This window comes from Tenacibaculum sp. MEBiC06402 (genome assembly GCF_049239625.1).
In the GTDB taxonomy this organism is placed as follows: Bacteria; Bacteroidota; Bacteroidia; order Flavobacteriales; family Flavobacteriaceae; genus Polaribacter.
In genome coordinates this window covers 14,356-34,695 of the sequence record NZ_JBMKKT010000098.1, presented here as the reverse complement: position 1 = coordinate 34,695, position 20,340 = coordinate 14,356, and the positions used below count along the sequence as shown (strand labels likewise).

12 protein-coding genes are annotated in these 20,340 nt (G+C 33.0%); 8 read left to right on the top strand and 4 right to left on the bottom strand.

Translation table 11 applies throughout. The features are described 5' to 3' along the window. Positions 1 to 45 precede the first annotated feature (45 nt). From ACOSP6_RS11710 to ACOSP6_RS11695, 4 genes are read right to left on the bottom strand one after another with little or no spacing between them, the layout of a single operon-like run. Positions 46 to 1,725, bottom strand: coding sequence for a SusE domain-containing protein (locus ACOSP6_RS11710; protein ID WP_422092646.1), 1,680 nt, complete (start codon positions 1,723 to 1,725; stop codon positions 46 to 48). Between the two features lie 17 nt (positions 1,726 to 1,742). Then, positions 1,743 to 2,840, bottom strand: a complete 1,098-nt coding sequence (locus ACOSP6_RS11705; protein ID WP_422092645.1) for a SusE domain-containing protein — start codon at positions 2,838 to 2,840, stop codon at positions 1,743 to 1,745. A gap of 16 nt (positions 2,841 to 2,856) precedes the next feature. Continuing rightward, positions 2,857 to 4,467 carry a RagB/SusD family nutrient uptake outer membrane protein gene (locus ACOSP6_RS11700; protein ID WP_422092644.1) on the bottom strand — a complete coding sequence of 537 codons (1,611 nt, stop codon included), beginning with the start codon at positions 4,465 to 4,467 and terminating at the stop codon, positions 2,857 to 2,859. An 11-nt stretch (positions 4,468 to 4,478) separates the two neighbouring features. Next, the gene (locus ACOSP6_RS11695) at positions 4,479 to 7,400 is read right to left on the bottom strand and encodes a SusC/RagA family TonB-linked outer membrane protein (protein ID WP_422092643.1); all 2,922 of its coding nucleotides are present in this window, start codon (positions 7,398 to 7,400) and stop codon (positions 4,479 to 4,481) included. Positions 7,401 to 7,759: 359 nt separating this feature from the next. Here ACOSP6_RS11695 and ACOSP6_RS11690 point away from each other — a divergent pair, with 359 nt between their 5' ends. The 8 genes from ACOSP6_RS11690 to ACOSP6_RS11655 all read left to right on the top strand — a co-directional run bounded on the left by ACOSP6_RS11690 (position 7,760) and on the right by ACOSP6_RS11655 (position 20,337). Further along, the gene (locus ACOSP6_RS11690; RefSeq protein ID WP_422092642.1) at positions 7,760 to 8,779 is read left to right on the top strand and encodes a LacI family DNA-binding transcriptional regulator; all 1,020 of its coding nucleotides are present in this window, start codon (positions 7,760 to 7,762) and stop codon (positions 8,777 to 8,779) included. Positions 8,780 to 8,904: 125 nt separating this feature from the next. Next, positions 8,905 to 10,281 carry an MFS transporter gene (locus tag ACOSP6_RS11685; RefSeq protein ID WP_422092641.1) on the top strand — a complete coding sequence of 459 codons (1,377 nt, stop codon included), beginning with the start codon at positions 8,905 to 8,907 and terminating at the stop codon, positions 10,279 to 10,281. Further along, entirely contained in the window at positions 10,274 to 10,933 is a 660-nt protein-coding gene (pgmB, locus tag ACOSP6_RS11680; RefSeq protein WP_422092640.1) for a beta-phosphoglucomutase, read from the top strand. The genes ACOSP6_RS11685 and pgmB overlap by 8 nt, the downstream gene beginning before the upstream one ends. 31 nt (positions 10,934 to 10,964) lie before the next feature. Beyond that, positions 10,965 to 13,271, top strand: a complete 2,307-nt coding sequence (locus ACOSP6_RS11675; protein WP_422092639.1) for a glycoside hydrolase family 65 protein — start codon at positions 10,965 to 10,967, stop codon at positions 13,269 to 13,271. A gap of 33 nt (positions 13,272 to 13,304) precedes the next feature. Next, positions 13,305 to 15,248: a glycoside hydrolase family 13 protein gene (locus ACOSP6_RS11670; RefSeq protein ID WP_422092638.1), complete on the top strand. Its 1,944-nt coding sequence runs from the start codon at positions 13,305 to 13,307 to the stop codon at positions 15,246 to 15,248. Positions 15,249 to 15,251: 3 nt separating this feature from the next. Further along, positions 15,252 to 16,229: an alpha/beta hydrolase gene (locus ACOSP6_RS11665; protein WP_422092637.1), complete on the top strand. Its 978-nt coding sequence runs from the start codon at positions 15,252 to 15,254 to the stop codon at positions 16,227 to 16,229. A gap of 24 nt (positions 16,230 to 16,253) precedes the next feature. Continuing rightward, the gene (locus ACOSP6_RS11660) at positions 16,254 to 18,677 is read left to right on the top strand and encodes a TIM-barrel domain-containing protein (RefSeq protein ID WP_422092636.1); all 2,424 of its coding nucleotides are present in this window, start codon (positions 16,254 to 16,256) and stop codon (positions 18,675 to 18,677) included. Position 18,678: 1 nt separating this feature from the next. Further along, positions 18,679 to 20,337, top strand: coding sequence for an alpha-amylase family glycosyl hydrolase (locus ACOSP6_RS11655; protein WP_422092635.1), 1,659 nt, complete (start codon positions 18,679 to 18,681; stop codon positions 20,335 to 20,337). The last annotated feature ends 3 nt before the right edge of the window (positions 20,338 to 20,340 follow it).

Sequence of the window (20,340 nt, the reverse complement as noted above, 5' to 3'; positions counted from 1 at the left end):
TAATTTAGTAAATGGATAGTTTTATTACATATATGTTATACTTTTTTAAGGTTGCTTAGTATACGTTGGATTTGCAGGGTCTGAGAAGTCAAGAACAAAAGTAAAGGTTCCTGCAACAGTAGATAAATTAGCACCTCCTGCTTCTAATACTCCATCACCACCGTTATCTCCATAATTAACAGCCCAATCATTGTTTGATCTAAACTTATATTCACCATCAATTAGTGTAACATCTCTTAAAATCCAAATATCATCAAAAGGACGGGACCAATCTCTTGTAAATTGTGCATCTGGAGTTGCTCCCCAGTCGTTATATGCACCACCAACTAACCCCCAAACATTATCAATTTCTTCAAGAGTATAGGTTTTATCATTTAAATCAACAGTAACAATGTAGATACCAGCAGTAGTCGCAATATTAGCACCTCCATCTTCTAACGAACCATCAGCACCATCATCTCCGTAATTCACTGCCCAATCATTGTTCATTCTAAACTTCATTTCACCATCTAGAAGTGTGACGATTCCTCTAAACACATCAGAATATTGATCATACTCTAACATAAAATCAGAAGTAGCTCCCCAGTTGTTATAAGCAGAACCTACAATTCCTAAAGAAAAAGCTTCAATTGTATACGTGTTATCATTAAAGTTTAGAGTTACTTTATAAGAACCAGCAGTAACAGCGATGTTTGCTCCACCTGCTTCAATAGTTCCGTCAGCGCCATTATCACCAAAGTTATTTGCCCAGTCGTTATTTTCTCTGAACTTAATTTCACCGTCAGTTAAGGTAACATAAGCAGCTAATACACCATCAACATCTGTTTTAAAGAATGGTAAATCAGGATTTGCTCCCCAGTTATTTGCAGCAGAACCTACAATACCCCAAGTAGTAGATAAATCTAAAACTGTTAAGTAAGTAGTAACTGTTACTGTCATCGGGTCACCAATTCTTTCTAAAGTTTCATTAGTAGAATTTGTAATAACCGAACGTAGACGTAATTGGATATCACCTGTAGTGTCAGGAGCAATTCCTAAACCTTGTGCTACAGAGTTTAACTTTGCATGCGTTACGTTAATTGTGTTACTATTTGTTACCATAGCAACTTCAACAGGACTATCGAAAGTTCCTGAGGCAGTATCTGCTTCAAGATAATATTCAACAGTAACACCTAAGTTAGAATCTAATATAGGGTCGTTGATTATTATTGAAAGCGCATTTTCATCATTTTGATCTAAAGTTAACGTGAAAGAATCACCATCTGCTAATCCGCTTTCAACAGTTGCAGGATTTACAGGATATGTAGTTACTAACAACAAAACTTGGTTACTAACATTTTCACCAGCTTTAACTCTTAAAAATACTGGAACATCAGAAAAGTTTGTAATACCAGCTTGGTTAATTGCATTGTTAAACGCAGTAACACTCATGGTAAAAGATTTTTCTGTAGCAGTTCCTAAACTTAAAGGACTTGTAAATGCATCATCAGTAGCCATCTCAACTTCATAAGAAGTACTACTAGTTACTTCATCTTTCCAAGTTATTGTAAAAGCAGGATTATCTGGTAAAGAGTAATTTAAAAATACACTCGAAATACCTGGCATTTCCAACTCAAATACTGGATCAGATTGTGTTAAATTTAAACTTTCTTCCGTTTCACAAGAAACTAATAAGAAAACGGTAGCAATTAGCGCTAAACCTATTTTATTTATAATTTTTTTCATCTTTCCTTTGATTTAAGTTATAGATTTAATGGAACTAAGATGTACTCACCGGTTAAATCATTAAACCAGATATCATAATCATCCTCAACAATAACAGGAATACTAGCACCACCATTTGTTGCTACTCCTGAGAAAGATGTATCACTTCCCCATAATGCACCAGCACCTGTAGCAAATTGTAAGTTACCTGGCTTTAAACGAACAGCACTTGCGTACCAAATATGTCCGTCAAATGATAATTGAGCTAAAGATGCGGCTGTATCTAAAGCTGTTCCTTGAGCAGTTAAGCTCATAGGACTAGTACTTCCTGAAGCGTCAAACGATTCAAAAGAGAATGTTTTTGTAGCAAAATTAATAGTGAATGTGTAAAATCCAGGAGTAATATTTGCAGCGCCAGCAGTTGGAAATCTTTCAGGATCTGTTCCACCACCAGGATTCACTTCAATTGTAGAACCATCGTTAGTTCCCCATTGTGGTTGCCATAAACCTTTTGTTTCTAAAACTTTAAATTGACCATTACTGAAATATCCAGTATATCTAAATAAATTTTCATCGTTTGAGTCTCTAAATAAAGCTGGATTGTTATTGTTGTTATCCCAACCAGGTGAAGTTCCGTCTCCAACTAAATAATAATCATCAAATACATAGTTGAAATATGGATAAACACTCATACTAATGGTATTTGAAGTTGCAGGCAGTCCGTTTTGAGTACCTAAAGATGAAACAACTCTCGCATATAAAGTTGTCCACTCAAAAGGATTTAATCCTGCGTTACCAGCAGCTGAATTTAATTCTGCCATAGAAAAAGTTACTGCATTTTCTCCTGTAACAGCAGAAGCTACAACAGGATTAGTAAAATTTTCATCATTTGCAAACTCAATACTGTAAACAACAGATGCTTGCTGACCATAATCTGCGCTAGACCAGTTTAAGGTTAGGGCAGGAGTAGCTGTATTTACAGGATCAAGTTCGATATCTGTGATACTCAAGCCTTGTAAAACAGGAGCTGTAGGATTATCAGAAACTGTAAATGTTTCAGTGCTATCATCACATCCTACAATACCTACTAAGAAAGTAAGTAATGTGATATATGTTAATTTAAATATATTTTTCATTTTTAGTTCTGTATTATTAATACCCAGGGTTAGGCGTTAAATTTGGATTTGATGCCATACTGTTTGAAGGAATAGGATATACATTGAAATGTGCAGGAATTGCAATTCCGTTACTAGCATTTCCTTTCCATGCCCAGTTATAGTTACCTCCGGTAAACTTGTTGAAACGAATTAAATCTTGTCTTCTGTGTGCTTCCCAGTGTAACTCTCTAGCTCTTTCATCTAGGATAAAATCTTCAGTTAAATCTGTAACTGTTACTTCTTGAGGATTGTTAGCTCTTGTTCTTAATGCGTTTATATAAGTAACTGCTTGACCAATTGTACCTCCAGTACCACCTTTCATAACAGCTTCAGCGTACATTAAATAAACATCTGCTAGTCTAAATAATGGGAAATCTGTATCAACAAAAGTTTGATCAACTCCTGGAGTTCCTGTAGAACCAAGGTTAGAATATTTAGCAATAATAAATCCTTCATCTCTATCAGAAATATCTGTGATAATATCGCTTCTATCTTGAGTGATTAACGTGTTTCTAGTATCTGTTAAGAAAGCACCACCAGTAAATAAATCAGCAAATTGCTTTCTTACTCTTAGGGCACCTCCCCATCCACCTTCACCAACACCTAAAGAAACGCCGTTCTTCTCTAAACTTCCAACAGCACCATTAATCATAACAGTAGTAGGTCCGAAGTTTTGTGTTGTTAATCCGTCAGATATTAATGGAAAAATAATTTCATTAGTTGCATCACTAACATTGTTATCTGCTTTAAATAAATCCAAATAATTAGTAGCTAAAGAATAACCGCCACCAATAATTTTGTTACAGTATTCTATACAGTCAGTATATCTATCAGTTCCTAAATAAACTTCAGCATTCAGATATATTTTTGCAAGAATCATCCAAGCAACACCTTTGTCTGCTCTTCCGTATTCGTTAGTGTTAGGATCCATTAGGTCAGCTTCGATAGCCTTTAACTCTGTTTCAATGAATTGGAATAATTCTGCTCTCTCAGCTTGAGGAGGATTGAAATTTGTTACAGGATCATTTTCAGTAACTAAAGGAGCTTTTCCGAATAAGTCCATTAAATGATAGTAAGCTAACGCTCTTAATAATCTTGCTTCAGCTCTATAAGTAACAATATCAGCTCTAACAGAAGCAGAAACATCACGAGCATCTAATTTCTCGTCGGTAGTTTCTCTTAGGAAATTATTAGCAAAAGCTACAGAAACACTTGCTCTACCGAACATACCGTATAATAATGGGTTACCAGCCGTCCAAATATTTCGTTGAATTTCACGAACACCTGGATCGTTTTCGTAAGACCAAATCATTTGGTCTGCTGATAATGTTTGTAAATAAACTAAAGTACGTCCATATTGACTTGTACCAGCATCTAATCCTTGAATATTAGAACTCCCAGCACCGTCGACACCCGTTAATGATAAGTTTGCATAAACACCTGCTAAAACTTCTTTGTAGGCATTTTCATCTTCAAACAATTCTTCACTTAAAACTGTTTGATCATCTTCAGGAGTAATATTTAAATCATCAGTACAAGAAGAAATAAATGTTAATCCTATAAAGGTAATTACTACCGTAAAAATTTTGTTATAATATTTTTTCATTTTCTTCTGAATTAAAATTTAACATTAGCACCCACCATAAAGTTTCTTGATCTAGGGTAGATAGTATTATCTATTCCACCAAAAACTTCAGGATCTAAACCACTATAATTGGTAATTACAAATACATTTTGTACACCTGCCCAAATTCTTACTGAATTTTTATTAAACTTCTTGATTGGTCTATCAAAAGTGTAACCTAATGTAATATTATCCATTCTTAAGAAAGAGGCGTCTTCTAAATAAATATCAGAATTAATAACGTCTGAAGTATTAACGAAATTAGTGTTCAAAACAGAACTAGGAATGTTTCCTAATACTTCGTTATCTTGCAAGAATGCTAGTTGTGCTCTTGCTGAATTTACGTTATTATAAACATAATTACCAACATTAGCTCTTAAGTTAAAAGATAAATCAAAGTTTTTGTAATTGAAATTTGATTGGAATCCAAAACTTAAATCAGCAGCAGGATCTTCTTTTAAATAACGGTCATCGTCATTAATTACTCCGTCATCATTTAAATCTGCATAAGCACCTTCGATTGGATTACCTGCACTATCATATAATTGCTTGAAAACATGGAAAGAGTTTGGAGCAAATCCTTCTCTTAAAAGTTGAATTGTATTTCCTGTTCCACCTGCTGTTCCACCAGTTCTAACATCTTGACCGTTTGCTAATTCAGTAATTTCTCTATCTAAATAAGTCATGTTGAAATTAAAGTTCCAGTTAAGATCTTCAGTATTTATAATATCACCATTTAAAGAGAATTCAATACCGTTAATTTCTAATTGACCAATATTTTGAATTACACTGTTAGCAAAGTTTACACCATCTGGTAATGCAGCATTGAATAATAAATCATCCGAAACTTTATTAAACCAGTTGATAGATCCGTTGAATTTGTTATTAAATAATCCATAGTCTAAACCAAATTCCAACGTTGTAGTTTCTTCCCATTTTAAATCTGGGTTAATTACAGAAGGAATAATGGCTCTAATTGGATTATTTGCGAACTGGAACAAAGAGTTTTGATTTCCAAAACGATACCTACTTAAATAAACATCATTTACGTTTGGTAAATTTTGTTGACCAGTTAAACCATAACTAGCTCTTAATTTTAAGTCTGAAATAACATTTGAATCCGCAAGGAATTCTTCATTACTAATTTTCCAAGCAAAAGCCGCTCCTCCGAAATTACCCCAACGATTGTTAGCGCTAAAACGAGAAGTTCCGTCTCTTCTGTAGTTTAATGTTAATAAATATTTGTTTAAGAAATCAACATTTAATCTTCCAAAGAAACCGATATTCACAACATCAGTTGCAGCAAAGGTGTCAGCAAATGAAGCTGGATCTAAAACATTTCCAGAAGTACCTCCAAACTCTTCGAATTTTTGGTAAGAATATCCTGCTGTAGCATCTAAAGTAACTTTATCAAATGCTTTTTTATAATTTAAATAACCATCTAATAATCGGTTACTTCTCTCTGAAAATCCTGTTGAATTCACTCCGGCAAATAACAAGTTAAGATCAGCAGCTCTACCATAATTAAAGTTGCTAGTAAAACTAGTTTCACCTTCAGCTTTATCAAAACCTAGATTTAAAACCGCTCTTAATTCTGGTAAGAAATGAAACTTATAATCGAAATTAAGATTTCCAAAATGTCTGAATACTTTACCTTGACTGTTAGCTAATAGTAAAGCAGCAACAGGGTTTTTCGTAGTGTTTAACAAATTGCTTCCATTTCTATGCTCGTAGAAACCTCCAAAAGGAGAACTTGAATCTCTTACAGGTTGTGTAGGGTCGAATCTCAAAGCAGCTCCAATTTGTCCTGAATCAGCAAACCTACTATCTTCAAAGTTTCTATTGTAATTTAAGTTAATTTTTAAATGATCATTAAAGAATGATGGATTCATAGATAACGAAACATTCTTTCTGTTAAATTGAGACGTCAATAAAGAACCTTCTTGGGTTGTAAAACCAACAGATAATCTTGTTGGGATAAAACCAAGAATTCCCCCTTTAACAGTTGCGTTAATTAAAGAAGATCCTGTAGTTCTAAATATTTCATCTTGCCAATTGGTGTTCGCATTACCTAATAAGCCAACATCTCCCGGTCTTTCTTGTTGAATGATGTTTCTAAATGCATCTGCAGAGAAAACATCTACTCTGTCTAATACTTCTCCGAAAGTGTACTGATAGTCAACATCTAAAGTGTAGTCCGATTTACCTTTTTTGGTTGTAATGATAATTACTCCATTCGATGCTCTCGAACCATAAATTGCTGTTGCAGACGCGTCTTTTAATACTGAGAAAGACTCGATATCATTTGGATTAATGTTCGCTAAAACACCTCTAGAACCTGCAACACTATTTTCTTCAATTGGTAATCCATCAATTACAATTAACGGACTATTAGAAGCACTAATTGACGAACCACCACGAATGGTAATTTGAGATCCTGACCCTGGCGCTCCACTTGTTCTAATTTCAACACCAGAAACACGACCGCTTAAAAGGTTTTCAGGTGTTACAATGTTACCTTTTGTAAACTCTTTTTCAGTAATCGCTTCAACAGATCCAGTAGCATCTTTAACCGTAGTTGTACCATAACCTACAACTACAACTTCATCTAATACTTGAGCTGAATCCTCTAGCTCTACATTAATAGTAGTAGAATCTCCTACGGTAACTTCTTTAGTTTTTAAACCAATGAAAGAAAAAACAAGAACATCTGTAGACTTTACATTTGTTATTTCATAGTTCCCGTCGAAATTCGTTTCTGTACCTTTTACTTGACCTTTAATAATGATAGAAACACCAGGTAAAGGTTCTCCAGTAGACTTCTCAGTAACCTTACCTTTAATTGTTTGTTGGGCGAAGCCAAACAAACTTAAAAGGAACAGTGTTAAACTGAGTAATTGTTTAGTTTTATTCATGTGTAAATTCTTAAATAAATAAGTAAAATTTGAATTGTTTGTTATATCAATAACCTTTGTTCTGCGATGTGAATATAGCTATTAAAATGAAGCTATAACCTTTGCGAATCCTACGAAAACGATTTCGTGTTGATAACTTTTTAACTTTAACTTAACGTATTGATAATATTATCTAAAATTTTTATGAGTTTTGTAAAATAACATGGATAAAATTAGTTTTAAATCAACCAAAAATCATATCGTTAAAATATCCTTATATATTTTAGGTTTTTTTTATAAATGCGCTATTGATTTTAATATAATGATAATACCGAAATAGTCCAATTGATTCAACCTCTTTTTTCTTAATCAAATAAATTATGAAACCAAAAATTACCATTAAAATAATAGCCAAAGAACTTGGTGTTTCCACATCAACAGTATCTAAAGCTCTTCGTGATAGTCATGAGATTTCTCATGAGACTAAAGAACGAATTAAGGCTTATGCCAACTATTATAATTACAGACCTAATAACTTGGCCTTACAGCTTCGGAATCAAAAAACAAAAGTGATTGGAATTATTTTACCAAAAATAGTTCACCATTTCTTTTCTACGGTTATTAGTGGAATAGAGAAGGTCGCAAATGAAAAAGGGTATAACATCATGGTATGTTTTTCTAATGAAGATCAAGAAAAGGAAATCGAAACAATAAATGTTTTAACGAACGGGAGTGTCGATGGATTAATTGTTTCTATAGCGAAAGAAACCCTTAGAAATAAAGAATTAAGTCATTTTTACCAACTTATAAGTAACGAAGTGCCTTTAGTTCTTTTTGATAGGGTTCATGATTCTATTCGTTGTGATAAGGTGATTGTTGATGATATTGGAGCGGGTTATAAAGCTACAAGACATTTATTGAATACGAAATGTAGTAAAATAGGAATTGTAACTACCCCTGAACACGTTACTGTAGGTTTAGATAGATATCAAGGATATGAACGAGCATTGAAAGAAGCTGGAATTGCTTTAGATAAGAATTTAGTTATCAATGTAGATGAAGAAGAAGATATTTACACCCAAATAAAAGTTTTATTTGATCAGAATATCGATGCCATATTTGCAGTAAATGAAATTTATGCGGCAATTGCGATTAGAATAGCAAAAGAAAAAGGCAAGAGAATTCCTGAAGATGTTTCTATAATTGGATTTACCGATGGATTAATTTCTGAATATTCTTCTCCGTCAATTACAACAGTTGTGCAACATGGGTTAACTATGGGAGAACAAGCTGCAGAATTACTAATTGATCAAATAGAAAACGGAGAAAACCAAAGAGCTCCACAAACAAAAGTAATCTCAAGTAATATAAAAATCAGAGAATCTAGTAAATCGTTGTAGTAGAAATAATCTACGACATAAAGATTTTTTTATATCTTTGGCATCATAAGGACTTATCAATAACCTTTTCTGCACAATTGTGATAAGTCTTAGCGCTTATCGTACTATCAACTAATATATACGATATGAACAAGCGTAAATTAAGTTTCTTAGAAATTTGGAACATGAGTTTCGGATTTTTAGGAATTCAATTTGGATTCGCCTTACAAGGTGGATTTATGTCCAGAATTTTTCAAACATTAGGAGCTGCTAAGGATGATATACCTTTATTATGGATTGCTGCGCCTTTAACAGGTCTGGTTGTACAACCCATAATAGGATATTTAAGCGACAGAACTTGGAGCCCTAGATGGGGAAGAAGAAGACCGTATTTTTTAATAGGAGCCGTTTTAAGCTCTATTGCCTTATTTTTTGTACCGCATTCACCTGCGTTGTGGGTAGCTGCTGGTTTTCTATGGATTTTAGATGCCTCTATAAACATATCTATGGAACCATTCAGAGCATTAGTTGCTGATAAACTTCCAGAATCTCAAAGATCTTATGGATTCGTTGTTCAAACACTTATTATTGGAATTGGAACATGGGTAGCAAGTAATTTACCAAGTTTCGTTTCAGCTCTTGGAGTGAGTGACTCAGCCGCGAAAGGTGTTGTTCCAATGTCTGTAAAAGTTGCTTTTGCAACTGGAGCCTTGGTTTTTTTAATTAGCATTTTATATACCGTTTTCACAACATCTGAATATCCCCCGGAAGATATGGAAGAATTTGAACGTGAAAAGGCTAAAAAAAACCAGTTCATCCCAGATATTCTAAACAATATTGGTAGTATGCCAAGAACTATGAAAAGACTTGGTGTAATCCAGTTTTTTAGTTGGTTTGCATTCTTTACTATGTGGAGTATGGCGAATCCAGCCCTTACAGAGCATGTTTTTGATGCACCAGCACCAATAGAATCGCAATATGATTTATCGAATGAGAAACAAAAAGCTACGTATGATTTAGCTAATACTAAGTTTCAAAAAGCATCTAATGCTGTTGGTTCTTACATGGGAACTTATGGTTTATCTTCTATGGTTTTTGCTTTATTACTGGTGGTATATACTTCTAAAAGAAGAATTAATAGAAAATATGTTCACATGACTTCATTAATTCTTGGAGGAATAGGGTTTTTAATGATGAAGTTTATTCCTTCAGAGGAGTATCTATTTGTTTCATTTACTCTAATTGGGTTTGCATGGGGAAGTATTTTATCAATGCCTTATGCAATGTTGTCAAGTTCGGTTGATCCTAAAAAAATGGGAGTTATCATGGGGATTTTCAACATGTTTATTGTAATTCCTCAAATAGTAGCAGCTCTTGGAGGAGTTGTGTTTATTTCAAATTTACTGGGAGAAGAAGCTATTAACGCCATGACTATAGCAGGTATTTGTCTTGTTTTAGCAGGCTTGTCGAATTTCCTAATCACAAATAAAAAAGCAATTACATACGAAGTAGAGAATGAATAGAAGAGGATTCATATTTGATTTAGATGGTGTTATTGTAGACACCGCAAAGTACCATTTTTTAGCATGGAAAAAACTGGCTAATGACTTAGGAATTGATTTTACAGAACATCAAAATGAGCAATTAAAAGGTGTAAGTAGAGTAAAATCATTAGAGAAGATCTTAGATTGGGGAGGAATCTCTCTTTCTGAAGATGCTTTTCAAGATCAAATGAACAAGAAGAATACTGATTATTTGTCTTACATAGAGACGATGAAAGAAGATGAAATTCTTGTTGATGTACCTAAGGTACTTACTTTTTTAAAAAATGAACAACAACCAATTGCTTTAGGTTCAGCAAGTAAAAATGCAAGGAAAATACTAAAGAAAGTCGCTTTATACGAATCTTTTGATAGTATAGTTGATGGAACCAATGTTTCAAAAGCTAAACCTGATCCTGAAGTGTTTTTAATAGCGGCAAAAGAATTGGAAATGAAACCTGAAAAATGTGTTGTATTTGAAGATTCGATTGCAGGAGTACAAGCAGCTAATAGAGCTAATATGATTTCAATAGGAATTGGAGAGCCCGAAGTTCTGAGTGAAGCGGACTTTGTTTTTAAGGATTTCTCAGAAATATCTATTGAGTTTTTAACACAATTAATAAATAAACAATAATAATTCCCCACACAACAAACAAACTAGAGAAATGAACCAAGATTATATAATACCTAATGAATGGTCGATTATCGAAGAAGGATACAATGAAAGTAGAATAAAATCTTCTGAAAGTTTATTTAGTATCGGTAACGGTGCCATGGGACAACGCGCAAATTTTGAGGAAAAGTATTCTGGAGAAACTTTTCAAGGAAGTTATATTGCTGGAGTTTACTATCCAGATAAAACAAGAGTAGGATGGTGGAAAAATGGTTATCCTGAATATTTTGCTAAGGTTTTAAATGCACCAAACTGGATTGGAATTAATGTTTTTATAAATGACATTCAATTAGATTTACATACATGTAAAAAAGTTGTTGATTTCCGTCGAGAATTAAACATGAAAGAAGGTTGGTTGTCAAGAAGCTTTAAGGCAACTTTAGTCAACGATATTACTGTTAAAGTAGAAACGAAACGTTTTTTAAGTATTGATTTAGATGAAGTTGGGGCAATAGAATATAATGTTACACCAATTTCAGGTGATGTTGAAATTACATTTGAACCGTATTTAGATAGTGGAATACATAATGAAGATAGCAACTGGGATGACCAATTTTGGAATACAACCAATGTTACTTCAAATGCTAATCAAGCTTTTATAGAAGCACATACGATGAAAACTAATTTTCATACATGTACTTTTATGGAATCTACCCTATTAATGAACAGTGAAGTTCAAAATATAAGTCCAAAGGTGGAAACATCTGAAACTAAGGTTTCATTTTACTATCCTGCTCACGTAAAAGCTAATGAGACTTTTACAATTCATAAGTTTGGAGGATATGTAGTAGATAGAAATCATCAATCTGATCAGTTGATTACTGCTGCAAAAAACACCTTAAAACTTGCATTAGATTTAGGTTTCAATAGACTCTTAGAACAGCAAAAAGAAGCTTGGGCTACTATATGGGAAATGGCGGATATTACGATAGATGGTGATGTAAAAGCGCAACAAGGTATTCGTTTTAATATCATGCAATTGAATCACACTTATTTAGGTAAAGATGCTCGCTTAAATATAGGTCCTAAAGGATTTACAGGAGAAAAGTATGGTGGAAGTACTTATTGGGATACAGAAGCGTATTGTTTACCATTTTATATGGCAACAAAGAACCAAGAAGTTGCAAAAAGTCTTTTAACCTACAGATATAACCAACTTGATAAAGCAATTGAAAATGCAGCAAGTCTAGGTTTTACAAATGGAGCGGCATTGTACCCAATGGTAACTATGAATGGAGAAGAATGCCATAATGAATGGGAAATTACATTCGAAGAAATCCATAGAAATGGAGCTATTGCTTTTGCCATTTTTAATTATTACCGATTTACAAACGATTACAGCTACATTCCTGAGAAAGGTTTGGAAGTTTTAATAGGAATAGCGCGTTTTTGGCATCAGAGAGTTAATTTTTCTGAAGATAAACAAAAGTATGTAATGCTTGGTGTTACTGGTCCTAATGAATATGAAAACAACATAAACAATAACTGGTATACTAATTACATCGCAAAGTGGTGTATTGATTATGCCTTAGAGAATATTGAAAAGGTTAAGAATGAGTATGCTTCTGATTTTAAACGAATAGTAGAAAAAGTAAACATTTCTGAAGCCGAATTATCTAGTTGGAAAAAAGTAGCTGATAATATGTTTTTCCCTTATTCTGAAAAACATGGTGTTTTCTTACAACAAGATGGTTTCTTAGATAAAGATTTAGTTACTGTTGAAAATTTAGATAAGTCTCAACGTCCAATTAATCAAAAGTGGAGTTGGGATCGAATTCTTCGTTCACCTTATATTAAACAGGCAGATGTTTTACAAGGATTTTACTTTTTTGAAGATCATTTCTCTACAGAAGAGCTTGAAAAACATTTTGATTTCTATGAACCATTTACTGTTCATGAAAGTTCATTGTCTCCTTGTGTACACAGTATCCAAGCCGCAAAACTAGGAAGAATGGAACAAGCTTATACCTTCTATTTAAGAACTTCTCGTCTAGATTTGGATGATTATAATAAAGAAGTTGAAGAAGGCCTTCATATTACATCAATGGCAGGAACTTGGATGAGTATTGTTGAAGGTTTTGGTGGAATGAGAGTTGAAGACGGAAGCTTAAGTTTTACTCCACAAATTCCGCAGCAATGGGAAGGGTATTCTTTCAAAGTAAACTTCAGAAATCAAGTTTTAAAAGTAATCGTAAACCAAGGTAAAACTCATTTTGAGGTTGATGGAGATAAAGAGTTACATATTAAAGTAAATGGTGAAAAAGTAACTATTTCACCTAACAATCTAATAACAGTTTAATAGTTTGAGCTTACAAGACTAAATTTTATTATTATGAAAAAACAAATAGTATTCATCACATTATTTTCAATTCTTTTCATTAGTTCTTGTAAGGAAAAATCAAAAGAATCTTCAAACGAAGATATAAAGCAACCATTAGTTGAAGCTCATGATTTAGAAAGGGTAGAACCTCCATTTTGGTGGACAGGTTTTAAAAATACATCGCTTCAACTTTTGGTTAAACATCCCAGCATTTCAACGTATTCTATGGAAATATCAAATTCAGATATTGTATTAGATAAATTAAACAAAGCTGATAGCCCTAATTACTTATTTTTAGATTTAATCATCAAGGAATCAGCTAAGCCCGGAAAGTTTAATATTATTTTTAACGGAAGTAATGGAGAAAAATTAACTCAAACCTACGAGTTAAAGCCACGTGCAAAAAAAGCAGAAGATTTTATTGGTTTCGATAGTTCGGATGCTATTTATTTAATTACTCCAGATAGATTTAGAAATGCGAATCCTAAAAATGATTCTTTCGATAATTTAAATGAAAAAGGAATCAATAGAAAAGATAATTATGCTCGTCATGGCGGCGATATTGAAGGAATTACGTCTAATGTAGATTATATTAAGAATCTAGGGTTTACAGCAGTTTGGCCAAGTCCGTTATTAACTAATGATATGCCCAGTGGATCTTATCATGGTTACGCTATTACAGATTATTATCAGGTTGATCCAAGATTTGGAACTTTAGAAGAATATAAAGAATTATCCTCAAAATTGGAAAGTAATAATATGAAACTTATTATGGATCAAGTAGCAAATCATTGTGGTTTAGAACATTGGTGGATGAAAGATTTACCATTTAAAGATTGGGTCAATTATCAAGAACATTATGAAAAAAATAGAGAAACTTGGAATAGCGATATTGTAAAACGTTCGTCACATAGGCGCATGACTAATCAAGATATCTACGCATCAAATAATGATAAAAATGAAATGACAGATGGCTGGTTCGTAAAGGGAATGCCAGATTTAAATCAGCGTAATCCTTTTATGGCTAAGTATCTTATTCAAAATAGTATTTGGTGGATTGAATTTCTTGAATTAGGAGGAATTCGTCAAGATACATATCCTTATCCTGACAAGGATTTTATGAGTGATTGGGCTGGAGCTATTATGAAAGAATATCCAAATTTCAATATAGTAGGAGAGGAGTGGTCTTCCAATCCACTATTAATTGGTTACTGGCAGGATGGTAAAGAAAATTCAGATGGATACGACTCGAATCTTCGTTCTACAATGGATTTTGCTATGCAAGAAAAAATAGTAGCAGGTCTAAAAAACAATGAAAATTGGGGAAGTGGTTTAGTGGAAGTTTATGACGCTTTAGCAAATGATTTTCATTACAAAAGGCCTTTAGATATTATGGTTTTTCCTGATAATCATGATATGAGTCGAATTTTCACCCAATTAGAGGGTGATATCACAAATACAAAAATGGCTTTAAGTTATTTAGGTGTTTTACCAAGAATATTTCAAATGTATTATGGAACTGAAATCTTAATGAATGATTTCGATAAACCTGGTGACCATGGATTGATTAGAACAGATTTTCCTGGTGGTTGGGAAGGAGATACCGTAAATGCTTTTACAGGAGAAAATTTAGATGAAAGTAAAAAGGACATGCAGCGTTTCACAGCACAACTTCTGAATTTCCGAAAAGGTTCTAAAGCCATTCATAAAGGAAAAACGCTGCATTTTGTCCCTCAAGACAATACATATTTATTAGCAAGGATTTCTGATGATGAAACCGTTGTTCATATTTTAAATAAAAACGAGAAACCTTTTGATTTAAAGTTGAATAGGTTTAAAGAACTCGGATTAGATGGAAAAACACTAAAAAATGTTTTCACAGGAGAAACAATTACTTGGTCAAATACACTAACTTTAAATCATAAAGGAAGTTATTTATTTACAACTAAATTATAATCTATGAAATTTATAAAACTCAGTATTTGTATAAGCTTATTAATCGTTTCTTGTAAAAATAAAACAGCTCAAGATAATAGAGACAGCGAAGCAATAGTAACAAAATCTACTTCTGTAGAGTTCGTGCCTGTTACTTCTGTAGAGCTATTCGCAGGGAAACTATTAAGAGCAGAGAGTTTCCCGTCAAACTATATAAAACAACGTCCAGTTGATGTTTGGTTACCTGAAAATTATTCTGAAGATAAAAAGTATAATGTACTTTACATGCACGATGGTCAAATGTTATTTGATGCAAAAACAACTTGGAACAAGCAAGAATGGAAAGTAGATGAATGGGCCACTCAACTTCAAAAAGAAGGTAAGGTTAAAGATTTTATAGTGGTAGGAATACACAACATTAGTAGTTTACGTTGGTTAGATTTATTTCCTGCAAAAGCTTTTAATTTTATCGATGCTCAAAAGCAGGCAGAATTAAAAAGTGTTCCCATGGCTGTTGAATTTAAACTAAGTGGTGATGATTATCTAAATTTCTTAGTAAACGAATTGAAACCAGTTATCGATAAGAAGTATTCTGTTCATACCGATAAAGAACACACATTTGTAATGGGTTCAAGTATGGGAGGATTAATGTCCATGTATGCAATTAGTGAATATCCTCACGTTTTTGGAGGAGCTGCTTGTATCTCAACTCACTGGATTGGTTCTATGCCTATGGGAAATAATCCATATCCAAATGCAATTTTTGAATATATGAAACTAAATTTTCCTCAAGCAAGTGATCAAAAAATCTATTTTGATTATGGGAATAAAACTTTAGACTCACATTATCCTCAGTTTGCTTCTAGGGTAGATGAAATTTTGGAATCAAAAGGATATAACGATACTAACTCCAAAAACATATTTTTTGAAGGCGCAGACCACTCTGAGAACTCTTGGAATGTAAGATTGGATCAACCTTTAACTTTTTTATTAGGAAAATAACCTAAAATTTATTTTAACTACAACATGAATCGTATTTACCTATTTCTAATAACGTTAGTTTTTACCATATCAGTAAAGGGTCAAAACACAGCAAGAAAATACCTATCTCATAATGAGGAGAATGGAGTTTTTTCGGTTACTACGAATGATGGTAAATATGTTTTTGAATTCTTTAATTCTGAAATACTACAAACGAGTTTTGTTCCGAATGATGAAGAATTAATTACAGATTCTCATGCTGTAATTCTCCATCCAAGAAAAATCAAAACTAACTATAGGTATGTAGGAAATGCGATTTCTTTTGGGACTAAAGATATTTCTGTAAATGTCTCAACTGAACCATTCCAAGTTTCTTATACTTATAAAGGAAAACCAATTATATCAGAAAAGAGAGGTTATTTTAAAAGTAAGCACGAACCATTAGACATGGTTAATGAGAATATTGTAGCTGATGAAACAGAAAAAATAGAGTTTTCTATTAGTTCTGATGAAGTTTTATACGGAGGAGGAGCTAGAGCTTTAGGAATGAATCGTAGAGGAAATAGGTTACCTCTCTATAATCGCGCACATTATGGGTACGAAAATGATTCTAAATTGATGAATTATACAATGCCAATTGTAATCTCTTCAAAGAAATACATGATTCATTTTGATAATGCTCCTGTAGGATATTTGGATTTAGATAGTAAACAAAATAATACACTAACGTACGAAACCATTTCAGGAAGAAAAACCTATCAAATTATAGTAGGAGATACTTGGTTAGATTTAGTACACAATTACACAAAATTAACTGGTAAACAACCAATGCCGCCTCGTTGGGCATTGGGTAATTTTTCGAGTAGATTTGGTTATCATTCTGAAAAGGAAACGAAAAATACCATTCAAAAATTTAAAGATTATAAAGTCCCTGTAGATGCTGTAATCTTGGATTTATATTGGTTTGGAAAAGATATCAAAGGAACTATGGGGAATTTAGAAGTTTATAAAGACTCTTTTCCAGATATGAAACAAATGGTTTCAGATTTTAAAAAAGAGGGCGTAAAAACCGTTTTAATTACCGAACCCTTTGTTTTAAAAACATCAAAAAAATGGGATGAAGCAGTTCAAAAAGATGTTTTAGCAAAAGATACTCTTGGCAAGCCATTTACATTTGATTTCTACTTTGGAAATACAGGTTTAATCGATATTTACAATCCAAAAGGAAAAGATTGGTTTTGGAATATTTATAAAGATATTCTAAATCTAGGTGTTAAAGGTTTATGGGGAGATTTAGGCGAACCTGAAGTTCATCCTCACAAACTGTTACACGCAAAAGGAACAGCTAATGAAGTTCACAATATTTATGGTCACGATTGGGCAAGATTAATTCATGAAGGTTACGCCACAGAATTTCCAAATGAACGTCCATTTATTTTAATGCGCGCAGGTTATTCTGGTTCTCAACGTTTTGGTTCAATTCCTTGGTCTGGAGATGTAAATCGTTCTTGGGGTGGATTACAAAGTCAACCTGAAATTAGTTTGCAAATGGGAATGCAAGGATTAGGTTATATGCATTCTGATTTAGGAGGTTTTGCTGGAGATAATTTAGATGATGAATTGTACACACGTTGGTTGCAGTACGGAGTTTTTCAGCCAATTTTTCGACCACATGCACAGGAAGAAGTTCCTAGCGAACCTGTATTTCGAGCAGAGCGTGTGAGAGAATTAGCTAAAAAATCTATTGAATTACGTTATCAATTACTTCCTTATAATTATCATTTAGCTTACGAAAATCATACAGAAGGAAAGCCGTTGATGCGCCCTTTGTTTTTTGAAGATTCAAGTACGGATTTATTTGAGAATTCAAAAAGTTATTTATGGGGGAATGATTTTTTAATCACTCCAATATTAAATTCTGGAGCAAAAGAAGTAGTAGTTCACTTCCCAAAAAGTTCAACGTGGTTTAATTTTTATACAGACGAAATTGTAACAAATAAGACTTCTCAAACGGAAAAAACTGTAGAAAACTCGATTCCAACATTTGTAAGAGCAGGAAGCTTTATACCGATGATTGATGTAATTCAAAATACAGATGAATACTCATTAAACAATTTCAAATTGCATTACTATCATCACGAATCAATTGATAAGAGCGAAAGGAAACTATTTAATGATGATGGATCTACGAATAATTCAATAGAAAAAGGAAGTTATGAGATAATGGAATTTGAGTCAAAGGTTTCAAAAACTAAATTAAATTTCACGTTTACTTCTAAAGTTGGCGAAAATTACAAGGTTTCATCAAAGGAAATCGAATTCATAATTCATAACGTAACAAACAAGCCTAAGAAGGTTAAACTTCAAGGTAAATCAATTGATTTCAAGTGGAACTCAACTTCTAAAGAACTTAGAATTCCGTTTGTATGGAAACAAAACAAACAAACTAAATTAACTATAAAACTATAGTATGAATAGAATCATATTACTGGTCATTACAGCTTTATTATTACAAAGTTGTAAAGGTCAAAAAGAGGAAGTAGTATTAGAAAAGAAAGAAACCCCTTTTTATTGGGAGGCTGCAAATGTATATTTCTTACTAACAGATAGATTTAATAACGGAGATAAAACTAACGATATAAATTTTGACAGAGCTAAGGAAACTGGAAAGTTACGTGGTTTTGAAGGTGGTGATTTAAAAGGAATTACGGAAAAAATAAATCAAGGTTATTTTACCGATTTAGGAATCAATGCCATTTGGATGACACCAATTGTTGAGCAAATTCATGGAGGAACTGATGAAGGTACAGGAGTTACTTACGGTTTTCACGGATATTGGACTAAAGATTGGACAGCTATTGATCCGAATTATGGAACAAAAGAAGATTTGAAAAATCTTGTTGAAGCTGCTCACAGCAAAGGAATCAGGATATTATTAGATGCCGTAATAAACCATACAGGTCCAGTTACAGAGAAAGATCCTGTTTGGCCATCTGAATGGGTTAGAACTGAACCTCAGTGTAAATACGACAACTACGAAAACACAGTTACTTGTACATTGGTAAAGAATTTACCAGATATTAAAACGGAAAGTAATGAAGAAGTTCAATTACCACCTCAATTAGTTGAAAAATGGAAAGCTGAAGGAAGATATGAACAAGAAGTGGCAGAATTGGATGAATTCTTTAAAAGAACTGGTCATCCAAGAGCTCCTCGTTTTTATATCATGAAATGGTTAACAGATTATATCACTGAATTTGGTATTGATGGTTATCGAGTGGATACGGTAAAGCACACAGAAGATTCTGTTTGGCAAGAGTTTAGAAAAGAGTGTGATTATGCATTTGAAGTTTGGAAGAAAAATAATGCTGACAAGGTATTAGATAGTAACGACTTCTATTTAGTAGGTGAAGTTTATAACTACGGAATTAGCTCAGGTAAGGCATTTGACTTTGGTGATAGAAAAGTAAATTATTTCGATAATAGTTTTAATAGCTTAATCAATTTTGAGATTAAGTGGAATGCAAAACAAATGGCTTTAGCAGATGTTTTTCAACGTTATGATAGTCTTTTAAACACGAATTTAAAGGATTACAGTATATTGAATTATTTGTCGTCTCATGATGACGGACAACCTTTTGACCCGAAACGTGAATCGCCATATAAAACAGGAACAGTATTGTTATTAACTCCAGGAGCTTCTCAGGTTTATTATGGAGATGAATCAGCTAGAAGTCTTGTTGTTGAAGGAACTATTGGAGATGCTACTTTACGTTCTAATATGAATTGGCAGGAGTTAAGAGATGAGCAAGAAAAGCAAAAAGTGTTAGTACACTGGCAAAAATTAGGAAAATTCAGAAAGAATCATCCATCAGTTGGTGCTGGAAAGCACAAAATGATTTCTAAAACTACTCATGTTTTTTCTAGATCTTTTGAAAAAGGAGATTATTCTGACCAAGTTGTTATTGGTTTAGAATTACCAACAGGAGAAAAAATTATCGATGTCTCTTCAGTATTTAAAGATGGCGATGTACTTCTTGATACTTATTCAAATAAAGAAGCCGAAGTTAAAGATGGAAAAGTGAATCTATCGACTACATATTCAATTGTATTACTAGAAAAAAAATAGAGA

Coding starts and splice junctions, on each gene's coding strand:
- ACOSP6_RS11705 (WP_422092645.1), bottom strand. CDS start 2,840: ATGAAAAATATATTTAAATTAACATATATCACATTACTTACTTTCTTA.
- ACOSP6_RS11675 (WP_422092639.1), top strand. CDS start 10,965: ATGAACCAAGATTATATAATACCTAATGAATGGTCGATTATCGAAGAA.
- ACOSP6_RS11690 (WP_422092642.1), top strand. CDS start 7,760: ATGAAACCAAAAATTACCATTAAAATAATAGCCAAAGAACTTGGTGTT.
- ACOSP6_RS11660 (WP_422092636.1), top strand. CDS start 16,254: ATGAATCGTATTTACCTATTTCTAATAACGTTAGTTTTTACCATATCA.
- ACOSP6_RS11665 (WP_422092637.1), top strand. CDS start 15,252: ATGAAATTTATAAAACTCAGTATTTGTATAAGCTTATTAATCGTTTCT.
- ACOSP6_RS11655 (WP_422092635.1), top strand. CDS start 18,679: ATGAATAGAATCATATTACTGGTCATTACAGCTTTATTATTACAAAGT.
- pgmB (WP_422092640.1), top strand. CDS start 10,274: ATGAATAGAAGAGGATTCATATTTGATTTAGATGGTGTTATTGTAGAC.
- ACOSP6_RS11685 (WP_422092641.1), top strand. CDS start 8,905: ATGAACAAGCGTAAATTAAGTTTCTTAGAAATTTGGAACATGAGTTTC.
- ACOSP6_RS11700 (WP_422092644.1), bottom strand. CDS start 4,467: ATGAAAAAATATTATAACAAAATTTTTACGGTAGTAATTACCTTTATA.
- ACOSP6_RS11695 (WP_422092643.1), bottom strand. CDS start 7,400: ATGAATAAAACTAAACAATTACTCAGTTTAACACTGTTCCTTTTAAGT.
- ACOSP6_RS11670 (WP_422092638.1), top strand. CDS start 13,305: ATGAAAAAACAAATAGTATTCATCACATTATTTTCAATTCTTTTCATT.
- ACOSP6_RS11710 (WP_422092646.1), bottom strand. CDS start 1,725: ATGAAAAAAATTATAAATAAAATAGGTTTAGCGCTAATTGCTACCGTT.